We start from the raw sequence: 25,287 nt of genomic DNA, 5'->3' as shown, positions 1-25,287 counted from the left end.
AAGCGAAACGGCTCGGGCCCAGGTACATTCGCTTGCAGACGTTCCTGCATTGTGTATCGTGTTTCCCTTGCGCTGGTCCCGACCGATACTGACCAGAATACAGGACCACCATGAAATTCGTTTCTTTCAATATCAACGGGTTGCGGGCCAGACCTCACCAGCTTGCCGAATTGGTTGAGCGCCATGATCCTGATGTGATCGGCCTCCAGGAAACCAAGGTCGACGATACGTCATTCCCTTACGATGACGTCGCTTCCCTGGGTTATCACGTACATTTCCACGGACAAAAGGGCCACTACGGTGTGGCGTTACTCACTCGGGCACAGCCAGCCTGGGTAGCCAAGGGATTACCAACTGACACGCCCGAAGCACAATGCCGGTTGATTTCCGCCGAGGTGCCCGGCCCGGATGGCAAACCGGTCATCGTCTTCAATGGATACTTTCCACAAGGTGAGAGCCGGGACCATCCGGTCAAGTTCCCTGCCAAGACGCGTTTCTACGCGGATCTGCAGTCACACCTGGAGCAGAGTTTCAGCCCGGATGCGCGCCTGGTCGTCATGGGCGATATCAATATTTCGCCCGAGGATTGTGATATCGGCATCGGTGCTGATAATGCGCGCCGCTGGCTTCGCACCGGAAAATGCAGCTTCCTTCCGGAGGAGCGTGCCTGGCTTCAACGACTGAAAGACTGGGGTCTGGTAGACACGTTTCGTCGCCAATACCCCGATGTGGCGGACCGCTTCAGCTGGTTCGATTACCGTAGCCGTGGCTTCGAGGCCGAGCCCAAACGGGGCTTGCGTATCGATCTGGTCATGGCCAGCAAAGGGCTGATAGACAGCTGCGTTGAGGCGGGTATCGACTACGATATCCGCGGCATGGAGAAGCCGTCCGACCATGCTCCAGTCTGGGCGCGCTTCGCCCTCTAAAGCTTTCTCTCGTGCATAAAAAACCCGCCTTTCGGCGGGTTTTTTTATTACCGGTCTGCTCAGGCCAGCTCTTCTTCCATGACATCCAGCACCAGCTCGTCGTCACGCAGACTGACATGAACCGTGCCGCCATTTTCGGCGAGCTCGCCAAACAGAATTTGCTCGGCCAATGGTCGCTTGATCTTGTCCTGGATCAGGCGAGCCATGGGACGTGCGCCCATGAGCGGATCGTAGCCATGCTCGGCAAGCCAATCACGCGCGCTCTCATCGACATCCAGAAGCACGTGTTTGTCTTCCAATTGCGCCTGCAGTTCGGTGAGGAACTTGTCCACCACGAACTTGATGCTTTCGTGGCTAAGACGACCGAACTGGATGATGGTGTCGAGACGGTTGCGGAACTCCGGCGTGAAGGTCTTCTTGATGACCTCCATCGCGTCAGTGCTGTGATCCTGCTTGGTGAAGCCGATCGAAGCACGGCTCATCGATTCGGCGCCGGCATTGGTGGTCAACACGATGATCACGTTGCGGAAGTCCGCCTTGCGCCCGTTGTTATCGGTCAGCGTACCGTGGTCCATGACCTGCAGTAGCAGGTTGAAGACCTCTGGATGCGCTTTCTCAATTTCGTCGAGCAGCAACACACAGTGCGGGCTCTTGTTGATCGCTTCGGTCAGCAGTCCGCCCTGGTCGAAACCAACATAGCCGGGAGGCGCACCGATCAGGCGCGACACGGTATGACGCTCCATGTACTCGGACATGTCGAAGCGCAGCAGCTCGACACCCAGGCTCTTGGCCAACTGGCGCGTCACTTCAGTCTTGCCGACGCCCGTCGGCCCAGAGAACAGGAACGAACCGACCGGCTTGTCGGCCGACTTCAGACCCGCCCGGGACAGCTTGATCGCCGTTGAGAGCGCGTCGATCGCGTTGTCCTGACCGAACACGACCAGCTTCAAGTCGCGCTCGAGATTCTGCAGCAATTCCTTGTCGCTTGAGGAAACGTGCTTCGGAGGGATTCGCGCAATCTTGGCCACGATCGCTTCGACCTCGCTCACGTCGATGCGCTCGGCGCGCTCCTCGACCGGCTTGAGCCGCTGATAGGCGCCGGCTTCGTCAATGACGTCGATTGCCTTGTCCGGCATGTGTCGGTCGTTGATATAGCGCGCAGCCAGTTCTGCGGCGACCTTCAGCGCCTCGTCGGTGTAAGGGATGCCGTGATGCTCTTCGAACCGGCTTTTCAGGCCTCGGAGGATCTGTATCGTATCTTCGATGGAAGGTTCGACTACGTCGACCTTCTGGAAGCGACGCGCAAGCGCGCGGTCCTTCTCGAAGATGCCGCGGAACTCCTGGAAGGTCGTCGAGCCTATGCAGCGCAACTCGCCCGAAGACAGCAACGGCTTGAGCAGGTTGGACGCATCCATCACACCGCCGGAAGCTGCCCCGGCACCGATAATGGTGTGAATTTCATCGATGAACAGGATCGCCTGCGGACGCTTTTTCAGCGCCTTGAGCAAAGCCTTGAAGCGCTTTTCGAAATCGCCCCGGTACTTTGTACCTGCCAGCAGCGCACCGAGATCCAGCGAATACACCACGGCCTCAGCGAGAATGTCCGGCACTTCACCATCGACGATACGTTTGGCCAGCCCTTCGGCAATCGCCGTCTTGCCCACCCCCGCCTCGCCAACCAGCAAGGGGTTGTTCTTGCGACGACGCACAAGAATCTGAGCGACACGCTCGACCTCCGAGGCCCGTCCGACCAGCGGATCGATACGGCCCTGCCGTGCCTGCTCATTCAGGTTGCTGGCATAGCTTTCCAGCGGATTGTTCGCCGCGGTGGCTTCACCACCCTCTTCGTCCATCGGCTCCTGATCAGGCTGCGCCTGCTCGGACTCGCCCGACACCTTGGAGATGCCATGGGAAATGTAATTGACGATATCGATGCGGGCGATCTGCTGCTGCTTCAGGAAAAAGACAGCCTGGCTTTCCTGTTCGCTGAAGATCGCAACGAGCACGTTGGCTCCGCTTACTTCGCCCTTCCCGGAGCTTTGCACGTGAAAAACGGCGCGCTGCAACACCCGCTGAAAACCCAGCGTCGGCTGCGTCTCACGCTCGTGATCGTGCTTGGGGATCAGCGGCGTGGTGGAATCGATAAATTCGGTCAGTTCGCGGCGCAAACGCTCCAGATCGGCTCCGCAGGCGCGCATGACGGAGACAGCTGCCTGGTTGTCCAGCAAAGCAAGCAGCAAGTGCTCGACGGTCATGAATTCGTGGCGCTTGTTGCGCGCATCTTTGAACGCCAGGTTCAGGGTGATCTCGAGATCTCTATTGAGCATTTTGCCACCTCATAGTGCGACAAGAGTCGCTTCGTTACGCTTCCCGTTGTATCTGACACATCAACGGGTGCTGGCATTCCCTCGCGTACTCATTTACCTGCGCGGCCTTGGTTTCAGCTACATCCCGAGTATAGACACCACAAACCGCCCTACCTTCCGTGTGGACCTTCAACATTACTTGGGTCGCTGCTTCGCGATTCAAGAGGAAGAAGCTTTCAAGCACCTCTACCACGAAGTCCATGGGAGTGAAATCGTCGTTCAGCATAACAACCTGATAACGAGCAGGCGGCTTAAGTTCCGGCTTGCTGGTTTCCAGCGCCAGACCGTCCTCTTCTTCGCGTCCGGGCTCATCTGGCCCCTGATTCGAGGTTAGTAGAATTCTCATCTTTGGAAACATTTCAAGCTTCGCTTGTCGCAGGGTATGTGGAGTCATCCTGTCAGGAAACTGCGTACTGGTACACAGCTTGCCAGAGGTCAACTTGACTTACGGTGATTCAATGTTAAAAAGTGTAAATGATGCATGACAGGTCGGCTATGCTGTTTTACGTCCGGACATGCAGCCACTTTCGGTAAACCCTTCATGGATAAGCAGAGGATGTTGTAATGGAGAATGGTAAGGTCAAATGGTTCAATAACGCCAAAGGCTACGGTTTCATCGTAGCAGATGGACGCAGTGAAGACCTTTTTGCCCACTACTCGGCAATCCAGATGGATGGTTACCGAACGCTCAAGGCTGGCCAGCCCGTGCAGTTCGACATCATCCAGGGGCCGAAGGGTCTGCATGCCGTGAATATTCAGGCTGCCGAGTCCAGCGTCGTGTCCCCAAGCCGCGAGGAGGCGATGACCGCTCAGTAACCGCGGACATCTCTTGCTTCGACTGCTGCCCCACCAAAACAAATGAAGCCGGCTTATGCCGGCTTCATTTCGTACCCTGACATCGCTGCTCAGCTCATGCTGGCGATGATGTCCTGGCCGAACTCCGAGCACTTGCGCAGCTTAGCGCCATCCATCAGGCGCTCGAAGTCATAGGTCACGGTCTTGTTGGCAATCGCGCCGTTCACGCCGTTGATGATGAGATCTGCCGCCTCGACCCAACCCATATGGCGCAGCATCATTTCAGCGGACAGGATCAGCGAGCCCGGGTTGACCTTGTCTTGACCTGCATACTTCGGGGCGGTGCCGTGGGTTGCCTCGAACATGGCGACCGAATCGGACAGGTTGGCACCGGGAGCAATACCGATGCCGCCTACTTCTGCCGCCAGCGCGTCCGAAAGATAATCGCCGTTGAGGTTCAGCGTGGCGATCACATCGTACTCGGCGGGACGCAGCAGGATCTGCTGCAGCATGGCGTCGGCGATGACGTCTTTCACCACAATGTTCTTGCCGGTTGTCGGGTTCTTGAACTGCATCCACGGACCACCGTCGAGCAGCTCGGCGCCGAACTCGTCACGGGCGATCTCATAGCCCCAGTCCTTGAACGCACCTTCGGTAAATTTCATGATGTTGCCCTTGTGTACCAGGGTCACCGAATCACGATCGTTATCCACTGCGTACTGCAGAGCTTTGCGAACCAGGCGCTTGGTACCAGCTTCGGAAACCGGCTTGATGCCGATGCCGCACATATCGGTAAAGCGGATCTTGGTAACACCCATTTCCTCGGTGAGGAATTTGATGACCTTTTCCGCCTCAGCTGTGCCGGCTTTCCATTCGACACCAGCGTAAATGTCTTCAGAGTTCTCACGGAAGATGACCATGTCCACGTCGCCAGGCTTCTTGACCGGGCTCGGAACACCTTCAAACCAGCGAACCGGACGCTGGCAGACGTACAGATCGAGCTGTTGACGCAGCGCAACGTTCAACGAACGAATGCCGCCACCTACTGGAGTAGTCAGAGGCCCTTTGATCGATACGACGTAATCCTTCACAGCGTGCAGCGTTTCTTCAGGCAGCCAGGTGTCCTGGTCATACACCTGAGTTGCCTTTTCGCCCGCGAATACTTCCATCCAGGAGATCTTGCGCTTGCCGCCGTAGGCTTTTTCCACAGCCGCATCGACCACATCGATCATGACCGGAGAAATGTCCACGCCGATCCCGTCACCTTCGATGTACGGGATGACCGGGTTTTCCGGCACGTTCAGGGTCAGGTCGGCATTTACGGTAATTTTGTCGCCGCTAGCCGGCACCTGGATCTTTTGGTATCCCATGTTTGACTCCGTTGTGTTGTCGTTGTCGTACTGGCCTCGGGGGTAACCGAAGCCCGCGAATACGGATGTGTTGGTGGCCGTATTGTTGTAGTTTTCCTACACGTTGTCACGTGTTTTTGCGCTCAGGACCGAGGCATGTTTTTTCAAGCCTTTGCTTTAATTGTCTTGATTGCGACAGACAAGCCCAAGGCTATGAATTATGTAGTCTCACTACATAATCCACTACATACGGTAATACGAGCATCCTAGCGCGTTTTTCGATCAAATCCAGCCTGCCGGCGCTACGCCTGTCCGGTTCACCCGCAGGCAGGTTTTGCGCTACTCTATGCCACTTGATGGGGAGCCACTCTCAATGCGATTTCTACCGCACGTAACCGTGGCAACCATCGTGGAAGATGCTGGTCGCTTCCTGATGGTTGAAGAATACCGCGACAACCGCATCGTTTTAAATCAACCCGCCGGTCATCTGGAAGCCGACGAAAGTCTTATCGAGGCTGCGCGCCGTGAGGTGCTGGAAGAAACCGCCTGGCATGTTGAAATTACGGGGCTCGTAGGGCTGTACCTGTTCAAGGCGGACAACGGCACTACCTACCAGCGCACCTGTTTCCACGCTCGTGCCCTGTCGATCCAAGACGGCCGCAAGCTCGACGATGGCATCCTGCGTGCCCTCTGGATGACGCCGCAGGAAATCGAGCAGCGCCACGCTGATCTGCGTAGCCCGCTGGTACTGGGTTGCATCCAGGATTACCTGAACAAACCACTTTATTCACTGGACTTGATTCGCTGAAATGACTTTTTCACCATCCAAGCAGCCCGCCGAGACACGGATCATCGTCGGCATGTCAGGCGGTGTCGATTCTTCGGTTTCGGCGGCCTTGCTCCTGGAACAGGGCTATCAGGTCGAAGGCCTGTTCATGAAGAACTGGGACGAGGATGACGGCACCGAGTACTGCACCGCCAAGGAAGACCTGGCCGATGCGCAAGCGGTCTCCGACAGGCTGGGCATCAAGCTGCACACTGCCAATTTCGCCGCCGAATACTGGGATAACGTCTTCGAGCATTTTCTGGCGGAGTACAAGGCCGGTCGCACGCCCAACCCGGACATCCTCTGCAACCGGGAAATAAAGTTCAAAGCCTTCCTTGATTACGCGGTCATGCTCGGGGCGGATCTCATCGCCACTGGCCACTACGTGCGTCGCGCGGATCGCGACGGGGCAACATTGCTGCTGCGCGGCGTGGATAACAACAAGGATCAGAGCTATTTTCTGCATGCTGTCGCCGGCGAACAGATCGCCCGCACATTGTTTCCCGTGGGTGAGCTCGAGAAGCCCGAAGTCCGCCGGATCGCTGAGAAATATCAGCTGGCAACTGCGCGCAAAAAGGACTCCACCGGGATCTGTTTCATTGGCGAGCGCCGCTTCAGCGACTTTCTCAAGCAGTATCTTCCCGCACAGCCGGGCGACATCGAAACCACCGAAGGCGAAGTCATCGGCCGTCATCATGGCTTGATGTACCACACCATCGGACAGCGACAGGGTCTCGGCATCGGTGGCATGCAGAACGCCAGCGACGAGCCATGGTACGTGCTGCGCAAGGATCTGGAACGCAACGTGCTCGTGGTCGGCCAGGGCAACGCGCACCCCTGCCTGTTTGCCGACGCATTGGAGGTATCGGATATCTTCTGGGTCAATCCGGTGCAGGAGACGTTGCCACTTCGGCTGACGGCCAAGGTTCGCTACCGGCAGCCCGACCAGGCGTGCACGCTGGAGCGCACCGAGAGCGGCTTCCTGGTGCGCTTCGACGAGCCTCAGCGAGCTGTCACGCCGGGACAGTCGGTGGTGCTTTACCTTGGTGAAATCTGCCTGGGAGGCGGCGTGATCGAGTCCGCCCTCAGCAACGCTACGGAGCATGCAGCTTGACCCCCACAGAGGAACAGGTCGTTGCGCTGGGCGCGGTATTCGAGGCGGCTCTTCAGGTCGACAAGCTCGCTCGCAGCGGGCAATACGTCGAGGGCTCGGTCCATTGCCTGGTTCGCAGCATCTTCGAGCGCAACCCGGACGACGTAAAGCAGATCTATGGTGGCTCTTTTCTCCCCCTGCGCCAGGGACTGATGGCGCTCGAGGCCATGCTCGAACGGGACACCGCAGCGCTGCAGCGTGAAGCGCTGCGCTATGTCATGAACCTGCTCGCGCTCGAGCGGCAGCTGGCCAAGCGTGACGACATGCTTACCGTGCTGGGGCAACGCCTCGATCAGGTCGAGAAGCAAACCGAACATTTCGGCCTGCTGCACGACAACGTCATGGCAGGCCTCGGCAGCACCTATCAGGACACGTTGAGCACGCTTCGGCTGCGCATCCAGGTACACGGCGACATGCGTCACCTGCAACAACCGGACAACGCCAACCGCATCCGCGCTCTACTCCTGGCCGGGATCCGCTCCGCGCGCCTGTGGCGACAGCTGGGAGGGCACCGCTGGCAGATGCTGGTTTCGCGCCGCAAGCTTCTCGATGCGGTGCGGAACATCGGCTATGGTTGAGGCGGTACGGCTGGACCAACCGCGACGCGGCGCTGCGCTGCTCGCCACCTCGGCTCTGCTGTTCGCGATAATGGGCGTGCTGATCCGCGAGGTGTCCGAGACCGTCAATAACGAAACCGTGGTGTTCTTCCGCAATCTGGTCGGGGTGTTCTTCTTCCTGCCGATGATCGCCTACCGCGGATTCGGTCCTTTCCGCACCAAGCGCCTGACCAACCATTTCCTGCGAACGTTCTACGGTCTTGGGGCGATGTATTGTTTCTTTTACGCTATCGCCCATCTACCCCTGGCCGACGCTATGGTGTTCACCTACGCAGCACCGGTCTTCACTCCGGTTCTCGCCTGGTGGTGGCTGAAAGAGTCGTTGACCACCCGGATGATGTCCATGGTGCTGCTTGGCTTCGTCGGCGTTCTGCTGGTAGCCAAGCCCACGGGCGCATTGTTCGAGGCCAAGGCGCTGGCGGGCGTCGGCGCCAGTCTGCTGGCTGCCTGTGCTTTCGTGTCTATTCGGGCAATGAGCAATAGTGAACCGGCTAGTCGCATCGTCTTCTATTTTTCGACCTTTTCCGCGCTGCTCTCGTCAATCCCGCTCCTCTGGGCCTGGCAGCCGTTGAGTGTGCGCGAGCTCGGGTTGCTGCTCGCAGTCGGCCTGGTCGCCACCACCAGCCAGCTGGTCATGTCCAAGGCCTATGCGCTGGCGCCACCTGGCAAGATCGGGCCGCTAAGCTATCTGGCGATCGTTTTCTCGGGACTGTTCGCCTGGCTGCTTTGGAATGAGATGCCCGGTTTATCCTCCTGGATGGGCGCTGGTTTGATCTTCGCCTCGACACTAATCAGCATGACCATGCCAGCGAGCCGGCCAAAAAAAGCACGAACTGATGTATGATTTGGCCCCTTTCTGCCAGCACATTGACGAGACCCTCTTATGCAACTCACCTCCCTGACTGCCGTCTCCCCGGTTGACGGTCGATACGGTAGCAAGACCGCCAGCCTGCGCAGCATTTTCAGTGAATACGGCCTGATTCGTTTCCGCGTGCAGGTGGAGGTCCGGTGGCTGCAATGTCTGGCCGCCCATCCTGGCGTCCCCGAAGTGCAGCCGCTCTCTGAGCAGGCCAACAAGCTGCTCGACACGCTGGCCGAGGACTTCAAGCTGGAGTGGGCCGAACGTATCAAGGAGATCGAGCGCACCACCAATCATGACGTCAAGGCGGTTGAATACCTGCTCAAGGAGCAGGTCGCCGGCATGGACGAGCTGAATGCTGTAAACGAGTTCATTCACTTCGCCTGCACATCTGAAGACATTAACAACCTGTCGCATGCGTTGATGCTGCGCAGCGGGCGGGACGAGGTGCTGGTGCCGCTGATGCAGCGCATTGCCGACGGCATCCGTGAGCTCGCGGTAAAGCATGCGGACGTACCCATGCTCTCCCGTACGCACGGTCAGCCAGCCTCCCCCACTACGTTGGGCAAGGAGATGGCCAATGTGGTCTACCGACTGGAACGCCAGATCCAGCAGATCGCAACCATCCCTCTGTTGGGCAAGATCAACGGCGCCGTGGGCAACTACAACGCACACCTCTCCGCGTATCCGGATGTGGATTGGGAGGCCAACGCGCGACAGTTCATCGAAGGGACCCTCGGACTAGCGTTCAATCCCTACACCACTCAGATCGAGCCTCACGACTACATTGCCGAGCTATTCGATGCTGTCGCGCGTTTCAACACCATCCTGATCGACTTCGATCGTGACGTGTGGGGTTACATTTCGCTTGGTTACTTCAAGCAGAGAACCGTCGCCGGAGAAATCGGTTCGTCTACGATGCCGCACAAGGTCAATCCGATCGATTTCGAGAACTCGGAGGGCAACCTCGGCATCGCCAACGCAATCATGCAGCATCTGGCCTCCAAGCTGCCGATCTCGCGCTGGCAGCGCGATCTTACCGACTCCACGGTGCTGCGTAATCTGGGCGTCGGCTTCGCTCATAGCGTGATCGCATACGAGTCCACTCTCAAGGGAATCAGCAAGTTGGAGCTGAATGCTCAACGTATTGCTGAGGATCTGGACAACTGCTGGGAAGTACTAGCCGAACCCATCCAGACCGTGATGCGCCGCTATGCGGTGCCTCAAGCCTATGAGAAGCTCAAGGAGCTGACCCGCGGCAAAGGTATTACCCCGGACGCCCTGCTGGCCTTTGTCGACGCCCTGGAAATCCCAGAAGATGCCAAGCGTGAGTTGAAGGCGCTCACCCCGGCCAGTTACATCGGTAATGCTACCGACCAGGCTCGCCGCATCTGATAGCCCTGCGAATCTACGCGAGGCCATACGGCGACGTTGCAGGACGTCGCCGTTTTTGTTGAAGCCAACCGAACTCCCATCGAGGTATGCCATGACCACTTCTACTCCATCCGCGCTTGGGGGCCTATCGGCCGACCAGTTCCTCCGTGAGTACTGGCAGAAAAAGCCGTTGCTGATCAGGCAGGCATTCCCTGAGTTCGAAAATCCGTTATCGCCCGACGAGCTCGCAGGCCTCTCGCTGGAGGACGAAGTCGAGTCACGGATCGTCCTGGAGCACGGCCAGCAGCCGTGGGAACTACGCCGTGGCCCGTTCAGCGAGGATGACTTCAAAACTCTGCCTGAACGAGACTGGACATTGCTGGTGCAGGCCGTAGACCAATTCGTACCTGAGGTCGGCGAGCTGCTCAAGGCGTTCGGATTTTTACCCCGCTGGCGGCTGGATGACGTCATGATCAGCTACGCCTCCCCTGGCGGCAGCGTGGGTCCGCACTACGATAACTATGATGTGTTCCTGCTCCAGGGGCACGGGCGTCGACGCTGGAAGGTGGGACAATACTGCTCGGCAGACACCGCCATGCTGGATCACCCGGACCTGCGCATCCTGGCCAACTTCGATCAGCGAGACGAATGGGTTCTGGAGCCGGGAGACATGCTCTATCTGCCGCCTGGCCTCGCGCACTACGGTGTTGCCGAAGACGAATGCATGACGTACTCGATCGGCTTTCGCGCCCCCAGTCACCAGGACATTCTTGCGCATTTCACCGACTTCCTCGGTCAGTACATGAGCGACCAGGAACGCTATAGCGACGCGGGGATGGATGCCCCTACCGATGCTGCTGCGATCGACGACGCTACTGTCGACCGGTTGCGTGACACCGTTCTGGAACTGGTCGATGATCGCGCGGCGCTCGCCGTGTGGTTTGGCCGCTTCATGACCGAGCCCAAGTATCCTGAAATGGTCCAGGCCCAGCCGGTCGAGTCCGACGAGTTGCTGGAAGCGGTTCAGGATGGCCACGCGCTGGTGCGCAACCCCAGCGCGCGGCTGGCATACCGGCTCGAAGCGGGTGACGACCTGATTCTGTTTGCTAGCGGGGAACACTGCCTGTTGTCGGCTTCCCTGTTGCCTCTCGCTCAACTAATCTGCAATGAAGATTATCTCGATCCTGAAGCGCTGCTGGCATGGCATGACAACGAGGACGGCTGGACATTGATCGAACAGCTGTTTGCCAAGGGAGACCTGTTACTGGAAGACGATGATGGCTGAAACACTGGTTCAGGTGGTCGCCTGGGCAACCTGCGAGGCACTACGCAGCATTCGTCACACGGTGTTCATCGATGAACAAAACATTGCTCCAGAACTGGAATGGGACGCCGACGACGCACGGGCGGTGCATTTTCTGCTGGTGCGCACCGGCGAGGCTGCCGGCACCGCCAGGCTTCTACCTGACGGGCACATCGGCCGAGTCGCCATCCTCCGCCAGTATCGGGGACTCGGACTGGGCGAACTGCTCATGCGCGAAGTGATGAGTCATGCGCGCACGCTGGGGCACAGGCGCCTGCTGCTGTCGGCGCAGACCTACGCTCTGGATTTCTATCGTCGACTGGGCTACCAGGCGAAAGGCGAAGAATACCTTGAGGCGGGCATACCACACTGCGCCATGGTCTGGGAGGTTGACGACGCAACCCTACCTCCAATCGACTTCGCTTCGCCAGGCCGCTTCGCCATACACAATCCCGAAGAGCCGCCGCGCCAACGGTTCGTCGCCGACCTGTCCCATCGTCTAGGCGAAGGCCGAAGCATCATCGAATGCGACGAATACGACCTGCGCGTTCATGCCTGCCACATGACACAGCAGACCCGCCGCAACTTGGCGGTACACGCTGCTGACCAGGCGGGTTGGTTATTCAGCCAACGCTACTTCATCGACAGCTGCGAACAGATGGTGCTTGCACAGCCGAAGTCCCGGATCCGGGTATTGCTGCAGGACGTACCGAAAGATTTTGCCCTTGGCCATAGTCTCGCCAAGTTCGCTCAACGCTTCCCCAGCATGTGCGAGATCCGACGCATTCATCCACACCTGCCGCGCGAGCCGCAGGTTTATCTCCTGGCAGATAACCAAGGAATTCTGATGTTGCCCCAGCGCCAAACGCGCAAAGGCTTCGTTCGCTACCAGAGCCCGGACCAGGTTCGCCGCTGGAAAGGAAGTTTCGAAGAGCTTTGGGCGAGCAGCCAAAGCGATCCGGCCTTAAGGAGATTCCTGTTATGAAAACACCAACCGCTGGATGCGTATTGGCTGCCTGGCTATTTGCTTCAGGTCTCCAGGCCGCCCCGACTACCGAAGTGATTTCACTGAACCATACCCTGGCCGAGTCGCTCCTCCCCGCGATTGAGCCGATACTGAGCGAGGATGAGCGAATATCCGCTTACGGCAACCAGCTGATCCTGCGTGCGGAGCCGAACCGGATTACCACCATCCGTGAAGCCATCTCGACGCTTGATCAGCAACCGAGTCGTCTACGAATCAGCGTGGCGAATACCGAAGCGATTGACCAGACACAACGCGGCTATCAGGTGAATGGCCGCATCGCAGGCGGGGGTGTCGAGGTCACCACAGGCGACAGCCGCAACGGCAACCAGACACGGATCATCCGTCGAGAGACGCGGGGTGCTACCGACGGGGTGCGGCAGATAACCGCCAACGAAGGGTACCCGGTGATGATCCAGCGCGGCAGTAGCGTACCTGTCACCACGACCACCTCGAACGCCTACGGGCAAGTCTTGCAACAGACCGAATATCGTGACGTGGCAGAGGGTTTTTACGCTACGGTTCGAATCAACGGCAACCTGGCCACGATCTATCTGAACGCCAACAATGACCGTGTCAATCGAAGCGATAATCGAATTATCGACATCCAGCGCGCCGACACGGTTGTCACTGCCCCGCTTGGGGAATGGGTGACGGTCGCGGGCATCGACGACTCCGAATCCATTAACGACACCGGCATCGGCAAGCGAATCTCGACGCGCGGCACTAACCAGAGCAGCCTTCGGCTCAAGGTCGAACGCCTCGATTAGGCGTGTAGTGCGACGAGAAAAACACTACATGCAGATTGACTTCTCCTCGCTTTGGTCCCATTATTGCGTCGCTCCCGCTAGCCAGAGCCCTCGAAAGAGGTGCTTCGAATCGTCTCCCCAACCACCGGAACGATTCGTGTCCTGACAGCCCACAAGGCAGATTGACGAGGTTGCGACTGGAACGAAGTTGTCCTGAGGGACGGGGAAGCGATTCAAACGTATCAGCCTGAGTGACGGATCAGTATTTGCTGTCGAACCTGCTCGCGCGGCTTCACTGCAGACACACGTCATCCACTCTGTTCGTCTTTTTATCCCCCCTCCTCCGTGTCACCTTCATCCGCGCAACCTTTTTAGCCTTTCGCTGTCTCACACGGCGCACCGGCGGGTTCAAGGTCGCAATCGTGCAGAACCAATCGCAAACTTGAAGGATTGACCATGTCAGCTTACGAAAATGAGATCAAGGCTGTTGCCGCGCTGAAAGAAGCCGCTGGTAGCACCTGGAGCGCAATCAACCCGGAATACGCTGCTCGCATGCGTATCCAGAACCGCTTCAAGACCGGTCTGGACATCGCGAAGTACACCGCCGCCATCATGCGCAAGGACATGGCCGAATACGACGCCGACACCAGCGCTTACACCCAGTCGCTGGGTTGCTGGCACGGCTTCATCGGTCAGCAGAAGCTGATCTCCATCAAGAAGCACCTGAAGACTACCAACAAGCGTTACCTGTATCTGTCCGGCTGGATGGTTGCTGCGCTGCGTTCCGAATTCGGTCCGCTGCCTGACCAGTCCATGCACGAGAAGACTTCCGTTGCCGACCTGATCGAAGAGCTGTACACCTTCCTGCGTCAGGCTGACGCTCGTGAACTGGACCTGCTGTTCCTCGACCTGGACGCCGCCCGCAAAGCTGGCGACAAGTCGAAGGAAGCTGAAATTCAGGCCAAGATCGACAACTACGAAACTCACGTTGTGCCGATCATCGCCGACATCGACGCTGGCTTCGGTAACCCGGAAGCAACCTACCTGCTGGCCAAGAAGATGATTGAAGCAGGCGCCGCCTGTATTCAGATCGAAAACCAGGTTTCCGACGAGAAGCAGTGCGGTCACCAGGATGGCAAGGTAACCGTTCCGCACTCCGACTTCCTGGCCAAGATCAACGCTGTGCGTTACGCGTTCCTCGAGCTGGGTGTTGACGACGGCGTCATCGTTGCCCGTACCGACTCCCTGGGCGCCGGCCTGACCAAGGCTATCGCTGTTACCAACGAGCCGGGCGACCTGGGCGACCAGTACAACAGCTTCCTCGATGGCGACTACATCGAGAATGCTTCTGACATCGACAACGGCGACGTGGTCATCAAGGCAAACGGCAAGCTGCTCAAGCCCAAGCGCCTGGCCTCCGGCCTGTTCCAGTTCCGCAAGGACACTGGTGTAGAGCGCGTGGTTCTGGACTGCATCACTTCCCTGCAAAACGGTGCCGACCTGCTGTGGATCGAAACCGAGAAGCCGCATGTTGGTCAGATCGCAGAGATGGTCAACAAGATCCGCGAAGTCGTGCCGGACGCCAAGCTGGTTTACAACAACAGCCCGTCGTTCAACTGGACTCTGAACTTCCGCCAGCAGGTATTCGATGCCATGCAGCAGGAAGGCAAGGACGTTTCCCAGTACGATCGCGCCAAGCTGATGAGCGTCGAGTACGACGAAACCGAACTGGCCCAGCTGGCTGACGAGAAGATCCGTACCTTCCAGAAGGACGCTGCTCGCGAAGCGGGTATCTTCCACCACCTGATCACTCTGCCCACGTACCACACTGCTGCGCTGTCTACCGACAACCTGGCAAAAGGTTACTTCGCAGAAGAAGGTATGCTGGCCTACGTCAAGGGCGTTCAGCGTCAGGAAATCCGCCAGGGTATCGCGTGCGTCAAGCACCAGAACATGGCTGGTTCCGACATCGGCGACAACCACAAGGAATACTTTGCTGGTGAAGCCGCGCTGAAAGCAGGCGGTGCTGACAACACCATGAACCAGTTCTAAGGACTGGTTCCCGGGAGTAATCCCGGAGCTGAAAGGCCACCTTCGGGTGGCCTTTTTTATTGCCGCTTTGGCTGCACAGCGGCGTCAGGTCGCGTAGAATGCGCGCTCGAATTTATCTCCTCGCTGCGGCGAGCTTCGCTTTCGTATTCAAATCAGGTTAGAAGTATGGCCCGCCTCCACCTCGAATTTCCCGAAGACCAGTTCTACTTCACTACGCAACTGACTGTCCGGATTACCGACATCAATGCCGGCAAGCATCTGGCCAACGATTCCATGATCTCGATGATCTCGGAAGCACGCGCTCGGTTTCTCTACCAGTTCGGAATCGAAGAAGTCAGCGAGAACGACACTGGCATCATCGTTACAGACCTGGCGACCACTTACAAACGTGAGGCCTTCGCGCGCGATCCACTGATCTTTGAAGTTGGTCTTATGGATTTGAACAAGTATGGCGGAGACATCATCTTCCGGATCACCAAGGCAGTAGGCGGCGAGCTGGTTGCCTTGGCAAAATCAGGCTTCGTGTTCTACGACTTTACTACGTCTCGTGTCGCTCCCATGCCGGAGGATTTCCGATTGCGCTTCCCGGGGGTCAACTACGTAGCCAGTGTCGGTTAACACCCAGGCATAAAAAAACCCGGTCAATGACCGGGTTTTTTTCAGGGTAGGTGCGCTATTAGCGAACCTCTACCTGCGTTTCAACATCAGCTTCAACGCGGCGGTTCATCTGACGGCCTTCCTCGGTGCTGTTGTCAGCGATCGGGCGGGATTCGCCATGACCAACTGCTTCCAGACGCGAACCATCAACGCCTTCGTCGATCAGAGCCTGGCGGACCGACTGAGCACGCTCTTTGGACAGACGCTGGTTGTACTGTTCGCTACCAACGGAGTCAGTGTGACCTTCAACGGTAGTCGATACAGACGGGTAGCTCTTCATGAACTCGGCGAGGCTACGGATATCGTCGCGGAACTCAGGACGGATCGTTGCCTTGTCGAAATCGAACTTCACGTCAAGCTCAACGCGAACGTTCTGCATTTCCGGCTCAGGAGCCGGTGCAGGCGCAGGGGCCGGAGCCGGTGTCGGCGCGGCTTGGGCAACCTGAGCAGTGCTGCTGCCGAAATTCAGGCCGAGACCTACGCCTGCCATCCACTCGGTATTGGAGTGGTCGAGACCGTAGAGCACGTCAACGCCGGCGCGAACGAAGAAGTTTTCGTTCAGGTAGTTTTTGACACCCGCACCGGCGGTGAGCATGGTGGTCTTGTCACGACCGTCACGATCCCACTGATCGAGTTCCTGATGGCCTACACCACCAGACAGATAGGGGCGTACAGCGCCTTCGCCAAAATGATAAACGGCTTTCAACGTAGCCAGGCGGCCATCGATGTCTTCGCCAGTGACGTCGCTATCCAGGTTGCGGTATGTGCCCAAACCCAGGTTCAACGAAACATCATCCGAGAGAAAATAGCCCAAACCACCGCCGACCAGCGTGCCGTGGCTCAGATCATGAACGCTGTCGTCGGTGAAGTAGCGCTGTGCAAAGGCTTCCGCTTCCACGGAACCTGCACGGCTCACTTCGCCGCCACCCATGCCGTATTGCGCCATCGCGGGCAGGGCAGAAGCCGAAATGACTGCGCCAACAACGAGACCAACAGTATTCTTCAAATTCATCATTCAATCCCCGTTTAATCCATTAGGATGTTTAGGTTTGCGCAAAACACGAAGCGAGTATAACAGAAATATAACAATCTCAATACCGAACGCTTCTAAAGAGGCGCGTCTATATGCTTTCGCAACTTTTCCAACGCCCGCTTGTAACGCATCTTGGTCGCACTCAGTCCCATGCGCATGATATCGGCGATCTCTTGGAACTCGAGCTCCGCGACGAAGCGCAACACGAGTATCTCGCGATCCACCGGATTTACATGGACCAGCCACCGATCTAGCCCACCGCGGGAGGTGAGTGGCTCTTCCGGTTCTTGAGCCTCTTCCTGCGATTCCAGACTAAGTGCATCGAAAAGCCGTTTTTTGCGCTTCTCCTTCCTGTACTGAGTGATGCACTCATTATAGGTGATGCTATACAACCATGTTTTGAACTTTGCCTTGCCTTCGAACTGCTTAAGGCCATGTAAAACCTTGAGCATTACTTCCTGACAGACATCGTCAGCGTCTCTTTCGTTCCCTAGGTAACGGGCGCAAACATTGAAAAGTGTGCGCTGGTACCGCCGCATAAGCTCCTCGTAGGCGACAGTGGTGTGAAACAGCTCTCCCGCTGCCCGCGTGGCGAGTTCTTCATCCGACAAATCTGCCGGGGTATACCGTGTCCGGGGGACGCTATGGCTAGTCAAAACGGATCGCCGACATCAGGGTTAACGAATCAACGCGAAACGCGCTGGTCGAGCAAGCTCGTATTGGGAATCGACACGACGCGCCCTTCATCATCCACTAGCGAGGTTTTGACCGTCCCGATTTCATCGATTACACCTTCGGCATCGCCAACGTGAATGCGATCGCCGACCTCGTACAGCTCGCGTACGTAAATGCCGGCGAGAATCTGCGTAACGACCGATCTGCTACCGAGTCCGAGGGCGAGCGCTGCTGCGGCTCCGAACGAGATGAGCACAATTGCCACTACCGTGTTGAGCAGCTCCGTTTCGATCTGTAATTGACCGATAACCAACGAAGCCGTGATGATGACCAGCAGGCCCTGCGCCAGGCGACCCAGCCCAGCAGCATAATCAATACCAATGCTTTCGCCGGCACCACGCACTACGCCATTGGCGAAGTGCGAGAGCAACAGGCCCGCCACGAGGATCAGCGCCGCACCAAACACCTTGGGCAGATAGAGTACGAAGGCATCGAGCGTGGACGACACACGGGCCAGCCCCAGCGATTCCGCAGCCGAAATCAGGAAAGTCAGAACGATGAACCAGTAAACCACCTTGCCTATCAATGCCGAGGGCGAGCTGGTTATACCGCTACGCGCCAGAAGCTTGCTCACCCCTACCCCGGCCAGCAACCTGTCCATGCCCAGTTTGGCCAGGCCCTTGCTCAACACCGCATCAATCAGCTTCGCCACCAAAAAGCCAAGAATGACAATGACGATAGCCGCGACCAAGTCTGGTATGAACGAAGCGACTTTGGTCCACATGGTAGTCATGGCTGCGACGAAACTTTGACTCCAGGTATCCAGTTCCATGATCAGTCCTTCCTCTCTGTAGTCGTTGCTGTTTCGTCTTCGCTCGCGTTTCTGCCGAGCGAATTCCGCGAGTGATGCGTTCCCGCTTCGGAAAGCACCACACCCCAGCGGGAAAATAGCGTCAATAGATCGAGCACACCGCCGCGTACGTGGGCCTTGTGTAGCACCCGCTCGAGACGCTGATCGTCTTGCCCAACATTCTGCTGGTCCGCGCGCATCAAACTGCGCAACCGATCTTCCAATGGATCGCTCACGTTTGCCGCCTCCTCTAATGGATACTACTGACAGACGCACCGAAACCGGGCGATGTCACCATCGTCCGGTTTCGGTTTCCTGCGATTGGAGATCTGGTCCGGGGATTACTCCGGCATGGAGAGCGCGGTTGGTGACACGATAATGCCGTTGTTATCGGCATACACGAATTCACCGGGGCGGAAGGTCACGCCGGCGAACGTCACCGGCATGTTCAAATCACCGATTCCGCGCTTGTCGGTCTTCATCGGATGGCTGGCCAGCGCCTGAATCCCTAGCGGAGTCTGCACAAGGACATCCACGTCACGCACACAACCGTAAACTATGATGCCTTCCCAGCCGTTTCTGGCGGCTTTCTCGGCAAGCATGTCGCCTAGAAGCGCGCGGCGCAGCGAGCCACCACCGTCGACGACCATAACCTTTCCGGTACCGTCCTCGTCGACCTGCTCCTTGACCACGGAATTATCTTCGAAGCATTTGACGGTAACAATCTGCCCGCCGAACGAGTCGTGGCCGCCGAAATTGCTGAACATCGGCTCGACGACCAGAACGTCGGGATAGGCGTCGCACAGATCGGGCGTGACGTAATGCATGGCTTTCTCCTTGAGTCAGTTCAGACGTTGTTTTCCGCGAGGAAGAACCAGGTATCCATCACCGAATCAGGATTGAGCGATACGCTTTCGATGCCCTGCTCCATCAGCCATTTCGCCAGGTCCGGATGATCGGAAGGACCCTGACCGCAAATGCCGATGTACTTGTCGGCCTTCCGGCAGGCACTGATCGCGTTTGACAACAGCTTCTTGACTGCGGCATTACGCTCGTCGAACAGGTGCGCGATGATCCCAGAATCGCGGTCCAGCCCAAGCGTCAGCTGGGTCAGGTCGTTCGAGCCGATGGAAAAGCCATCGAAGTGCTCAAGGAACTCGTCGGCGAGTAGCGCGTTCGCTGGCAACTCGCACATCATGATCAACCGCAGGCCGTTGTCACCGCGCTTCAGACCGTTCTCGCCCAGCAACTCGACAACCTGAGCCGCCTCGCCCACGGTGCGTACGAAAGGCACCATGATTTCGACATTGGTCAGTCCCATCTCGTCGCGCACCCGCTTCATCGCACGGCATTCGAGTTCGAAGCAGTCGCGGAAGGATTCGCTGATGTAGCGCGAAGCACCACGGAAACCCAGCATGGGGTTCTCTTCCTCGGGCTCGTACAGCCGGCCGCCGATCAGGTTGGCGTACTCGTTGGACTTGAAGTCCGACAGGCGCACGATGACCTTCTTTGGCCAGAAAGCCGCAGCCAACGTGCTGACACCTTCGACCAGTTTGTCGACGTAGAAATCAACCGGGCTGGCGTACCCGGCGATACGCTTCTGCACGCTGTCCTTCACATCGTCAGGCAGGCTTTCGAAGTTCAGCAGCGCTTTCGGATGCACGCCGATCATCCGGTTGATGATGAATTCCAGACGTGCCAGGCCGACGCCTTCGTTGGGCAGGTTGGCGAAATCGAAAGCACGATCAGGGTTGCCCACGTTCATCATGATCTTGAACGGCAACTCCGGCATGGCGTCGACGCTGTTCTTGCGCACGTCGAAAGACAGCTGACCGGCATAGATCAAACCGGTATCGCCTTCGGCGCAGGACACGGTCACTTCCTGGCCATCCTTGAGTTCGCTGGTAGCGTTGCCGCAGCCGACCACAGCAGGGATGCCCAGCTCGCGAGCGATGATCGCCGCGTGACATGTACGGCCGCCGCGATTGGTCACGATGGCGCTGGCGCGCTTCATGACCGGTTCCCAATCCGGATCGGTCATGTCGGAGACGAGTACGTCGCCTGGCATCACCTTGTCCATCTCGGCAACGTCGTTGACGATCTTTACCTTGCCCGAACCGATACGCTGGCCGATGGCGCGGCCTTCGACCAGAATCTGACCCTTTTCCTTGAGCAGGTAACGCTCCATGACATTGCCCGTGGTGCGGCTTTTGACCGTCTCGGGTCGAGCCTGAACGATGTATAGCTTGCCATCATCACCGTCCTTGGCCCATTCGATATCCATCGGACGCTGGTAATGCTTTTCGATGATCAGCGCCTGCTTCGCCAGGTTGACCACTTCCTCGTCGCTCAGGCAGAAGCGTGCGCGATCGGCGCGATCGACGTCGACGGTCTTGACCGAGAGGCCAGCGGAAGCCACTTCGCCATACACCATCTTGATCGCCTTGCTACCCAGATTGCGCCGCAGGATCGACGGGCGACCGGCTTCCAGCGTGGGCTTGTGGACGTAGAACTCGTCAGGATTCACTGCGCCCTGCACGACGGTTTCACCAAGTCCGTAGGCGCCGGTGATGAATACCACGTCGCGGAATCCGGACTCGGTGTCCAGCGTGAACATTACGCCGGCAGTGCCTGTTTCCGACCGCACCATGCGCTGGATACCCGCGGACAGCGCTACCAGCCTGTGGTCGAAGCCCTGATGCACGCGATAGGAAATGGCGCGATCATTGAAGAGCGATGCGAAGACCTCCTTGACCGCGCGGATAACGTTGTCGACGCCGCGGATATTAAGGAAGGTTTCCTGCTGGCCGGCGAAAGAGGCATCGGGAAGATCTTCGGCGGTAGCGGAAGAACGGACGGCGACAGCGAGGTTATCGTTACCATCGGAGAGTTTGGCGAAAGAGTCGCGGATCGCCTGATCCAGCGGTGCCGGAAATTCGGTCTCCATGACCCATTGACGAATCTGGGTGCCAGTGCGGGCGAGAGCCGCCACGTCATCAACGTCCAGTGCATCGAGAGCGGTGTGGATGCGGTCGTTCAGACCGCTTTGTTCGAGGAATTCACGGAAGGCATCTGCTGTAGTGGCGAAACCACCCGGGACCGACACCCCGGCGTTGGCCAGATTGCTGATCATTTCTCCCAGTGAGGCATTCTTCCCGCCTACACGCTCAACGTCTCCAGCACCTAGCTGTTCGAAGGACACTACGTACTCTAACAAGGTGATCTCTCCGTAAATCAATGAATTGAGTAGCGCATCCGGCTGACCATCTGGCCTGCATGTCACAAATGCGCCACAATGCCGAAAGTGAAGCCCGACAGGGTTCCCGATACCGCTGCACTCAGCCAATCACGACATATCTCAAGGCTACGCGCATGAAACGCACCGCTTTCTTCATATCCGATGGCACTGGCATCACCGCCGAATCTCTCGGCCAGAGCCTGTTGTCCCAGTTTGAGAACATCGAGTTCACAAAGCGGCTGCGTCCCTATGTGGACACCATCGAAAAAGCGCACGACATGGTACAACAAATCAACACGGCTGCCGAGCAGGACGGGGTTCGCCCGATCATCTTCGACACCGTTGTCAACTCGGATATCCGAAAAGTGTTGGCCACGAGCAACGGGTACATCGTAGACATCTTTTCTACCTTTCTTGCTCCGCTTGAAATGGAATTAGGTGATGGTTCTTCCTATTCCGTCGGTAAATCGCACTCGATTCAGCACAATGCGCACTATAAAGACCGCATCGACGCGGTACATTTCGCCATGGATAACGACGACGGTGCGCGTACCCTCCACTACAGCGAAGCGGATGTAATCCTGGTCGGTGTGTCGCGCTGCGGCAAGACGCCAACGTGCCTGTACATGGCGCTCAAATACGGTATACGCGCGGCCAACTATCCGCTGACCGAAGAAGACATGGAACGTTTGCAGCTGCCGCCGGCGCTGCGCGAACACAAGGAAAAACTGTTCGGCCTGACTATCGATGCCGAACGACTCGCCAGTATCCGCCACGAGCGTCGGCCAAACAGCCGTTACGCCAGCTTCGCCCAATGCGAGTTCGAAGTGCGAGAGGTGGAGAATCTGTTTCGCCGCGAGAACATTTCGAACATCAACTCGACGCATTTCTCGGTCGAAGAAATTTCAGCGAAGATCCTCGTTCACAAGGGCATCGAACGGCGGCTGAAATAAACTGACGTCGAACTGTTGCGCTGCAGCGCTACTGCCACTGTATCGCTGCAACGCATCGAGGTTCGCATATCCTGTCGGTTTCTCGGATTGACAGGTCTCACCGATGAGTAACACCCTCCCGCCTGCCCGTGTTCGCCTCGCCGACTTCAGCGTTTCGGCTTTCGTCGCCGGTCTGGTTGCAGTCATGACAGGCTATACCAGCTCGCTGGCCCTGATGGTGCAGGCGGGCACTGCCGCGGGACTTGACGAGCACCAGGTCGGGTCGTGGATCTGGGCCATTTCGATCGCCATGGGACTATGCACCTTGGCGCTGACCTTGCGCTACCGGCTGCCGATAGTGGTCGCCTGGTCCACGCCCGGTGCGGCACTCCTGATCACCGCCCTCCCCGGGGTCCCTTACGCAGAAGCGATCGGCGCCTTCATCGCTTGTGGCCTCTTGCTTACCCTGACTGGTCTCAGCAGTCACCTGGCGCACCTGACACGCCAATTACCCTCGGCGCTTGCCGCTGCCCTGTTGGCGGGGATCCTGTTCCGTATCGCCAGCGACGTGTTCACCGCTGCAGAGCAAGACGCGCTTCTGGTGCTGTCGATGCTCGCGGCGTTCTTTCTCGCCAAACGTCGCTCCCAAACCATGGCGATTCTTGCCGCGCTCGGGACAGGCTGCGTGCTGGTCTGGCTCACTGACGGTTCGACGATGCCCGACATCGACTGGGTCCCGACGCAGCCAAGCTGGACGGTTCCCGCGTTCTCCGCAAGCGCGATCATCAGCATAGGCCTACCGCTGTACGTCGTGGCGATGGCATCTCAGAATCTGCCGGGCCTTGCCGTCCTTCGCGCTGATGGCTACAGCGTCGAACCCCAGCCGCTGATTGCCACGACCGGCCTGGCTTCGATGCTCTTCGCAGCACTCGGCTCGCATGGCGTCAATCTGGCCGCCATCAGCGCGGCCCTGTGTACCGGGCCAGGCGCACACCCAGATCCCGGTCGACGTTACCCTGCTGCCCTGACCTTCGGCCTGGCCGCCATAATCGTCGGATGCTTCGCCGGCCCGCTTACCGCAGCGTTCATGACCCTCCCCACGGCATTGGTGATGTCAGTGGCGGGACTGGCGTTGCTGGGATCCATCGGCAACGGTCTCACCCAGGCTATGGCCGACGCAAGGCGGCGCGAAGCAGCGCTGATCACGTTCATGGTCACCGCGTCCGGCATGACCTTATGGTCGATCGGTTCGGCATTCTGGGGGCTCGTCGCCGGGCTGCTCGTTCTGGCTTTGAATTCGCGGCCAGGAAGCTGATCGGAACACGTCCTGCTCTGGACGGTCACAGCTGTAACCCTGCTTGCAACAAGCAGATCATCTGCATCGCTAGAGGAGCTTACAATGGACATCGTCCGCCTTATCTTCGCCATCATCCTGCCCCCCGTCGGGGTTTTCATGCAGGTCGGTCTCAGCGGCGCGTTCTGGCTGAACATCCTGCTGACGCTGCTCGGCTATGTTCCGGGCATCATTCACGCCGTATACATCATTCTCAAGCGTTGACCAGCCGCGCCTACTCGCAGCGCTAATCCTTCCTGACTGTAACCAGGCGTTACGCAGTCGTTGCGGAGTGCGTTTGCCCAGCTTAATCTCTGGGCAAACCAAGGGGGCTGCATGAAGAAACTTCTGGCGTCACTGCTATTACTGGCGAGCACAGCGCACGCCGCAGAATCGATGCATATCGATGTCTATCGCGATCCCAATTGCGGATGCTGCAAGGCGTGGATCGCCCACCTGACCGATAGCGGCTTCATTGTGACCGATCATGTCACCAGCGATATGATCGAACTCAAGCAGAAGCTGAGGGTGCCGACGGATCTCGCGTCCTGTCATACCGGGGTCGTCATGGGTCGCTTCGTCGAAGGGCACGTTCCGGCCAGCGACGTTCGCCGCCTGGCGGGCCTGCCTGACGTAGCGGGAATTGCCGTTCCGGGCATGCCGATCGGCTCGCCCGGCATGGAAATGGGGTCCCGACAGGATCCGTACACCGTCGTGGCCGTGGGCAGCGATGGCAAGCGGGCCGAACTGGCTCGCTACCCTCAAGCGAACCATGCGACACCCTAGCGGAATCGCTCTGCCTCGATGACTTCCGGCCCAAACCACTTTTCGGTGGTTTGGCGCGCCCTGCGCTTTACATCATCGTTGATGTACATCGAGACCATGGCCAAGGCGGCGGCCATGACTGTCAGATCATCACTGACTCCAATAAATGGAAGCAGATCCGGCACGGCGTCGATCGGCGAGATGAAATACGCCAATGCGCCGAAAATCGACGTCTTGGCCCAGGTCGGCGTTTCCGGGCGCCGTGCCGCATAGTAAAGGCGAAGCGCTCGATCGACACCCTCGCGCCCTGCCTTGCGAGCGTAGCCATTGAGCTTGTCCCAGAACTGTCTATCAGAAAACGGCTTGTTCAGCATGGGTATTCCCTCCGGGAAGCGCGACGGGCCAGAGGCC

At 58.1% G+C, this 25,287-nt stretch carries 26 protein-coding genes and 1 pseudogene; 17 read left to right on the top strand and 10 right to left on the bottom strand.

Annotated features, from left to right (window positions below):
- Positions 1–110: 110 nt before the first annotated feature.
- A complete protein-coding gene (xthA, locus tag BLT85_RS06110; protein WP_093392323.1) occupies positions 111–926 on the top strand; it encodes an exodeoxyribonuclease III in 816 nt (271 codons plus the stop codon).
- Between the two features lie 59 nt (positions 927–985).
- Here the strand turns inward: xthA and clpA are convergent, their stop codons facing one another.
- Both clpA and clpS read right to left on the bottom strand, forming a co-directional pair.
- Positions 986–3,253, bottom strand: coding sequence for an ATP-dependent Clp protease ATP-binding subunit ClpA (gene clpA, locus BLT85_RS06105; RefSeq protein ID WP_093392322.1), 2,268 nt, complete (start codon positions 3,251–3,253; stop codon positions 986–988).
- Between the two features lie 34 nt (positions 3,254–3,287).
- Entirely contained in the window at positions 3,288–3,650 is a 363-nt protein-coding gene (clpS, locus tag BLT85_RS06100) for an ATP-dependent Clp protease adapter ClpS (RefSeq protein WP_093392321.1), read from the bottom strand.
- 206 nt (positions 3,651–3,856) lie between these two features.
- On the opposite strand from clpS, the gene cspD reads away from it, so the two are divergent.
- Positions 3,857–4,108 carry a cold shock domain-containing protein CspD gene (cspD, locus tag BLT85_RS06095; protein ID WP_093392320.1) on the top strand — a complete coding sequence of 84 codons (252 nt, stop codon included), beginning with the start codon at positions 3,857–3,859 and terminating at the stop codon, positions 4,106–4,108.
- 89 nt (positions 4,109–4,197) lie between these two features.
- Here cspD and icd read toward each other — a convergent pair whose 3' ends face one another.
- Positions 4,198–5,457 (bottom strand): NADP-dependent isocitrate dehydrogenase, encoded by a 1,260-nt coding sequence (gene icd / locus BLT85_RS06090; protein ID WP_093392319.1) that lies wholly within the window; start codon positions 5,455–5,457, stop codon positions 4,198–4,200.
- Between the two features lie 352 nt (positions 5,458–5,809).
- Here icd and BLT85_RS06085 point away from each other — a divergent pair, with 352 nt between their 5' ends.
- The 11 genes and pseudogenes from BLT85_RS06085 to BLT85_RS06040 all read left to right on the top strand — a co-directional run bounded on the left by BLT85_RS06085 (position 5,810) and on the right by BLT85_RS06040 (position 16,011).
- The gene (locus BLT85_RS06085) at positions 5,810–6,244 is read left to right on the top strand and encodes an NUDIX hydrolase (protein ID WP_093392318.1); all 435 of its coding nucleotides are present in this window, start codon (positions 5,810–5,812) and stop codon (positions 6,242–6,244) included.
- A 1-nt stretch (position 6,245) separates the two neighbouring features.
- The gene (gene mnmA, locus BLT85_RS06080) at positions 6,246–7,376 is read left to right on the top strand and encodes a tRNA 2-thiouridine(34) synthase MnmA (RefSeq protein WP_093392317.1); all 1,131 of its coding nucleotides are present in this window, start codon (positions 6,246–6,248) and stop codon (positions 7,374–7,376) included.
- Positions 7,373–7,993 carry a high frequency lysogenization protein HflD gene (gene hflD / locus BLT85_RS06075; RefSeq protein ID WP_093392316.1) on the top strand — a complete coding sequence of 207 codons (621 nt, stop codon included), beginning with the start codon at positions 7,373–7,375 and terminating at the stop codon, positions 7,991–7,993. Before mnmA ends, hflD begins: the two co-directional genes overlap by 4 nt.
- Positions 7,986–8,876, top strand: a complete 891-nt coding sequence (locus tag BLT85_RS06070; protein WP_093392315.1) for a DMT family transporter — start codon at positions 7,986–7,988, stop codon at positions 8,874–8,876. The genes hflD and BLT85_RS06070 overlap by 8 nt, the downstream gene beginning before the upstream one ends.
- A 39-nt stretch (positions 8,877–8,915) precedes the next feature.
- Entirely contained in the window at positions 8,916–10,286 is a 1,371-nt protein-coding gene (gene purB / locus BLT85_RS06065; protein WP_093392314.1) for an adenylosuccinate lyase, read from the top strand.
- Positions 10,287–10,377: 91 nt separating this feature from the next.
- Positions 10,378–11,550, top strand: a complete 1,173-nt coding sequence (locus tag BLT85_RS06060; protein WP_093392313.1) for a ribosomal protein uL16 3-hydroxylase — start codon at positions 10,378–10,380, stop codon at positions 11,548–11,550.
- Positions 11,543–11,950 (top strand): annotated as a pseudogene (locus BLT85_RS16820) (GNAT family N-acetyltransferase); the annotation flags it as partial. The gene BLT85_RS06060 and the pseudogene BLT85_RS16820, both read left to right, overlap by 8 nt.
- Positions 11,945–12,553 (top strand): DUF7931 domain-containing protein, encoded by a 609-nt coding sequence (locus tag BLT85_RS17030; protein WP_456236157.1) that lies wholly within the window; start codon positions 11,945–11,947, stop codon positions 12,551–12,553. The pseudogene BLT85_RS16820 and the gene BLT85_RS17030, both read left to right, overlap by 6 nt.
- Positions 12,550–13,362, top strand: a complete 813-nt coding sequence (locus BLT85_RS06050; RefSeq protein ID WP_093392311.1) for a secretin N-terminal domain-containing protein — start codon at positions 12,550–12,552, stop codon at positions 13,360–13,362. The genes BLT85_RS17030 and BLT85_RS06050 overlap by 4 nt, the downstream gene beginning before the upstream one ends.
- 435 nt (positions 13,363–13,797) lie before the next feature.
- Positions 13,798–15,393, top strand: a complete 1,596-nt coding sequence (locus BLT85_RS06045; RefSeq protein WP_093392310.1) for an isocitrate lyase — start codon at positions 13,798–13,800, stop codon at positions 15,391–15,393.
- Between the two features lie 165 nt (positions 15,394–15,558).
- The gene (locus BLT85_RS06040; RefSeq protein ID WP_093392309.1) at positions 15,559–16,011 is read left to right on the top strand and encodes a thioesterase family protein; all 453 of its coding nucleotides are present in this window, start codon (positions 15,559–15,561) and stop codon (positions 16,009–16,011) included.
- Positions 16,012–16,069: 58 nt separating this feature from the next.
- Here the strand turns inward: BLT85_RS06040 and BLT85_RS06035 are convergent, their stop codons facing one another.
- The 6 genes from BLT85_RS06035 to ppsA form a co-directional block, all read right to left on the bottom strand.
- Positions 16,070–17,062 carry an OmpA family protein gene (locus BLT85_RS06035; protein WP_093397454.1) on the bottom strand — a complete coding sequence of 331 codons (993 nt, stop codon included), beginning with the start codon at positions 17,060–17,062 and terminating at the stop codon, positions 16,070–16,072.
- 95 nt (positions 17,063–17,157) lie between these two features.
- Positions 17,158–17,739, bottom strand: a complete 582-nt coding sequence (sigX, locus tag BLT85_RS06030; RefSeq protein ID WP_093392308.1) for an RNA polymerase sigma factor SigX — start codon at positions 17,737–17,739, stop codon at positions 17,158–17,160.
- Positions 17,740–17,768: 29 nt separating this feature from the next.
- Positions 17,769–18,590 (bottom strand): mechanosensitive ion channel family protein, encoded by an 822-nt coding sequence (locus BLT85_RS06025; RefSeq protein WP_093392307.1) that lies wholly within the window; start codon positions 18,588–18,590, stop codon positions 17,769–17,771.
- A gap of 2 nt (positions 18,591–18,592) precedes the next feature.
- Positions 18,593–18,844, bottom strand: coding sequence for a hypothetical protein (locus BLT85_RS06020; RefSeq protein WP_093392306.1), 252 nt, complete (start codon positions 18,842–18,844; stop codon positions 18,593–18,595).
- A gap of 105 nt (positions 18,845–18,949) precedes the next feature.
- Positions 18,950–19,435, bottom strand: a complete 486-nt coding sequence (rraA, locus tag BLT85_RS06015; protein ID WP_093392305.1) for a ribonuclease E activity regulator RraA — start codon at positions 19,433–19,435, stop codon at positions 18,950–18,952.
- A 20-nt stretch (positions 19,436–19,455) separates the two neighbouring features.
- Entirely contained in the window at positions 19,456–21,825 is a 2,370-nt protein-coding gene (gene ppsA / locus BLT85_RS06010) for a phosphoenolpyruvate synthase (protein ID WP_093392304.1), read from the bottom strand.
- A 155-nt stretch (positions 21,826–21,980) separates the two neighbouring features.
- On the opposite strand from ppsA, the gene ppsR reads away from it, so the two are divergent.
- From ppsR to BLT85_RS05990, 4 genes are all read left to right on the top strand, one after another.
- Positions 21,981–22,799, top strand: coding sequence for a posphoenolpyruvate synthetase regulatory kinase/phosphorylase PpsR (gene ppsR / locus BLT85_RS06005; RefSeq protein WP_093392303.1), 819 nt, complete (start codon positions 21,981–21,983; stop codon positions 22,797–22,799).
- 103 nt (positions 22,800–22,902) lie between these two features.
- The gene (locus BLT85_RS06000; protein WP_093392302.1) at positions 22,903–24,093 is read left to right on the top strand and encodes a benzoate/H(+) symporter BenE family transporter; all 1,191 of its coding nucleotides are present in this window, start codon (positions 22,903–22,905) and stop codon (positions 24,091–24,093) included.
- 84 nt (positions 24,094–24,177) lie between these two features.
- On the top strand, positions 24,178–24,336 hold the full coding sequence (locus tag BLT85_RS05995; RefSeq protein ID WP_093392301.1) for a YqaE/Pmp3 family membrane protein: 159 nt from the start codon (positions 24,178–24,180) through the stop codon (positions 24,334–24,336).
- Positions 24,337–24,447: 111 nt separating this feature from the next.
- Complete coding sequence (locus BLT85_RS05990) at positions 24,448–24,897, top strand: DUF411 domain-containing protein (protein ID WP_093392300.1); 450 nt, start codon at positions 24,448–24,450, stop codon at positions 24,895–24,897.
- Here BLT85_RS05990 and BLT85_RS05985 read toward each other — a convergent pair.
- Positions 24,894–25,250 (bottom strand): YkvA family protein, encoded by a 357-nt coding sequence (locus tag BLT85_RS05985; protein WP_093392299.1) that lies wholly within the window; start codon positions 25,248–25,250, stop codon positions 24,894–24,896. The two genes, BLT85_RS05990 and BLT85_RS05985, sit on opposite strands and share 4 nt — an antisense overlap.
- Between the last annotated feature and the right edge of the window lie 37 nt (positions 25,251–25,287).

It is taken from the genome of Halopseudomonas xinjiangensis (assembly GCF_900104945.1).
GTDB classification, from domain to species: Bacteria; Pseudomonadota; Gammaproteobacteria; order Pseudomonadales; family Pseudomonadaceae; genus Halopseudomonas; species Halopseudomonas xinjiangensis.
Note: the sequence above shows the minus strand (reverse complement) of the source record. Positions and strands in the feature narration are given on the sequence as shown.

Coding starts and splice junctions, on each gene's coding strand:
- xthA (WP_093392323.1), top strand. CDS start 111: ATGAAATTCGTTTCTTTCAATATCAACGGGTTGCGGGCCAGACCTCAC.
- clpA (WP_093392322.1), bottom strand. CDS start 3,253: ATGCTCAATAGAGATCTCGAGATCACCCTGAACCTGGCGTTCAAAGAT.
- clpS (WP_093392321.1), bottom strand. CDS start 3,650: ATGTTTCCAAAGATGAGAATTCTACTAACCTCGAATCAGGGGCCAGAT.
- cspD (WP_093392320.1), top strand. CDS start 3,857: ATGGAGAATGGTAAGGTCAAATGGTTCAATAACGCCAAAGGCTACGGT.
- icd (WP_093392319.1), bottom strand. CDS start 5,457: ATGGGATACCAAAAGATCCAGGTGCCGGCTAGCGGCGACAAAATTACC.
- BLT85_RS06085 (WP_093392318.1), top strand. CDS start 5,810: ATGCGATTTCTACCGCACGTAACCGTGGCAACCATCGTGGAAGATGCT.
- mnmA (WP_093392317.1), top strand. CDS start 6,246: ATGACTTTTTCACCATCCAAGCAGCCCGCCGAGACACGGATCATCGTC.
- BLT85_RS06070 (WP_093392315.1), top strand. CDS start 7,986: ATGGTTGAGGCGGTACGGCTGGACCAACCGCGACGCGGCGCTGCGCTG.
- purB (WP_093392314.1), top strand. CDS start 8,916: ATGCAACTCACCTCCCTGACTGCCGTCTCCCCGGTTGACGGTCGATAC.
- BLT85_RS06060 (WP_093392313.1), top strand. CDS start 10,378: ATGACCACTTCTACTCCATCCGCGCTTGGGGGCCTATCGGCCGACCAG.
- BLT85_RS17030 (WP_456236157.1), top strand. CDS start 11,945: ATGGTCTGGGAGGTTGACGACGCAACCCTACCTCCAATCGACTTCGCT.
- BLT85_RS06050 (WP_093392311.1), top strand. CDS start 12,550: ATGAAAACACCAACCGCTGGATGCGTATTGGCTGCCTGGCTATTTGCT.
- BLT85_RS06045 (WP_093392310.1), top strand. CDS start 13,798: ATGTCAGCTTACGAAAATGAGATCAAGGCTGTTGCCGCGCTGAAAGAA.
- BLT85_RS06040 (WP_093392309.1), top strand. CDS start 15,559: ATGGCCCGCCTCCACCTCGAATTTCCCGAAGACCAGTTCTACTTCACT.
- BLT85_RS06035 (WP_093397454.1), bottom strand. CDS start 17,062: ATGAATTTGAAGAATACTGTTGGTCTCGTTGTTGGCGCAGTCATTTCG.
- BLT85_RS06025 (WP_093392307.1), bottom strand. CDS start 18,590: ATGGAACTGGATACCTGGAGTCAAAGTTTCGTCGCAGCCATGACTACC.
- rraA (WP_093392305.1), bottom strand. CDS start 19,435: ATGCATTACGTCACGCCCGATCTGTGCGACGCCTATCCCGACGTTCTG.
- ppsR (WP_093392303.1), top strand. CDS start 21,981: ATGAAACGCACCGCTTTCTTCATATCCGATGGCACTGGCATCACCGCC.
- BLT85_RS06000 (WP_093392302.1), top strand. CDS start 22,903: ATGAGTAACACCCTCCCGCCTGCCCGTGTTCGCCTCGCCGACTTCAGC.
- BLT85_RS05995 (WP_093392301.1), top strand. CDS start 24,178: ATGGACATCGTCCGCCTTATCTTCGCCATCATCCTGCCCCCCGTCGGG.
- BLT85_RS05990 (WP_093392300.1), top strand. CDS start 24,448: ATGAAGAAACTTCTGGCGTCACTGCTATTACTGGCGAGCACAGCGCAC.
- BLT85_RS05985 (WP_093392299.1), bottom strand. CDS start 25,250: ATGCTGAACAAGCCGTTTTCTGATAGACAGTTCTGGGACAAGCTCAAT.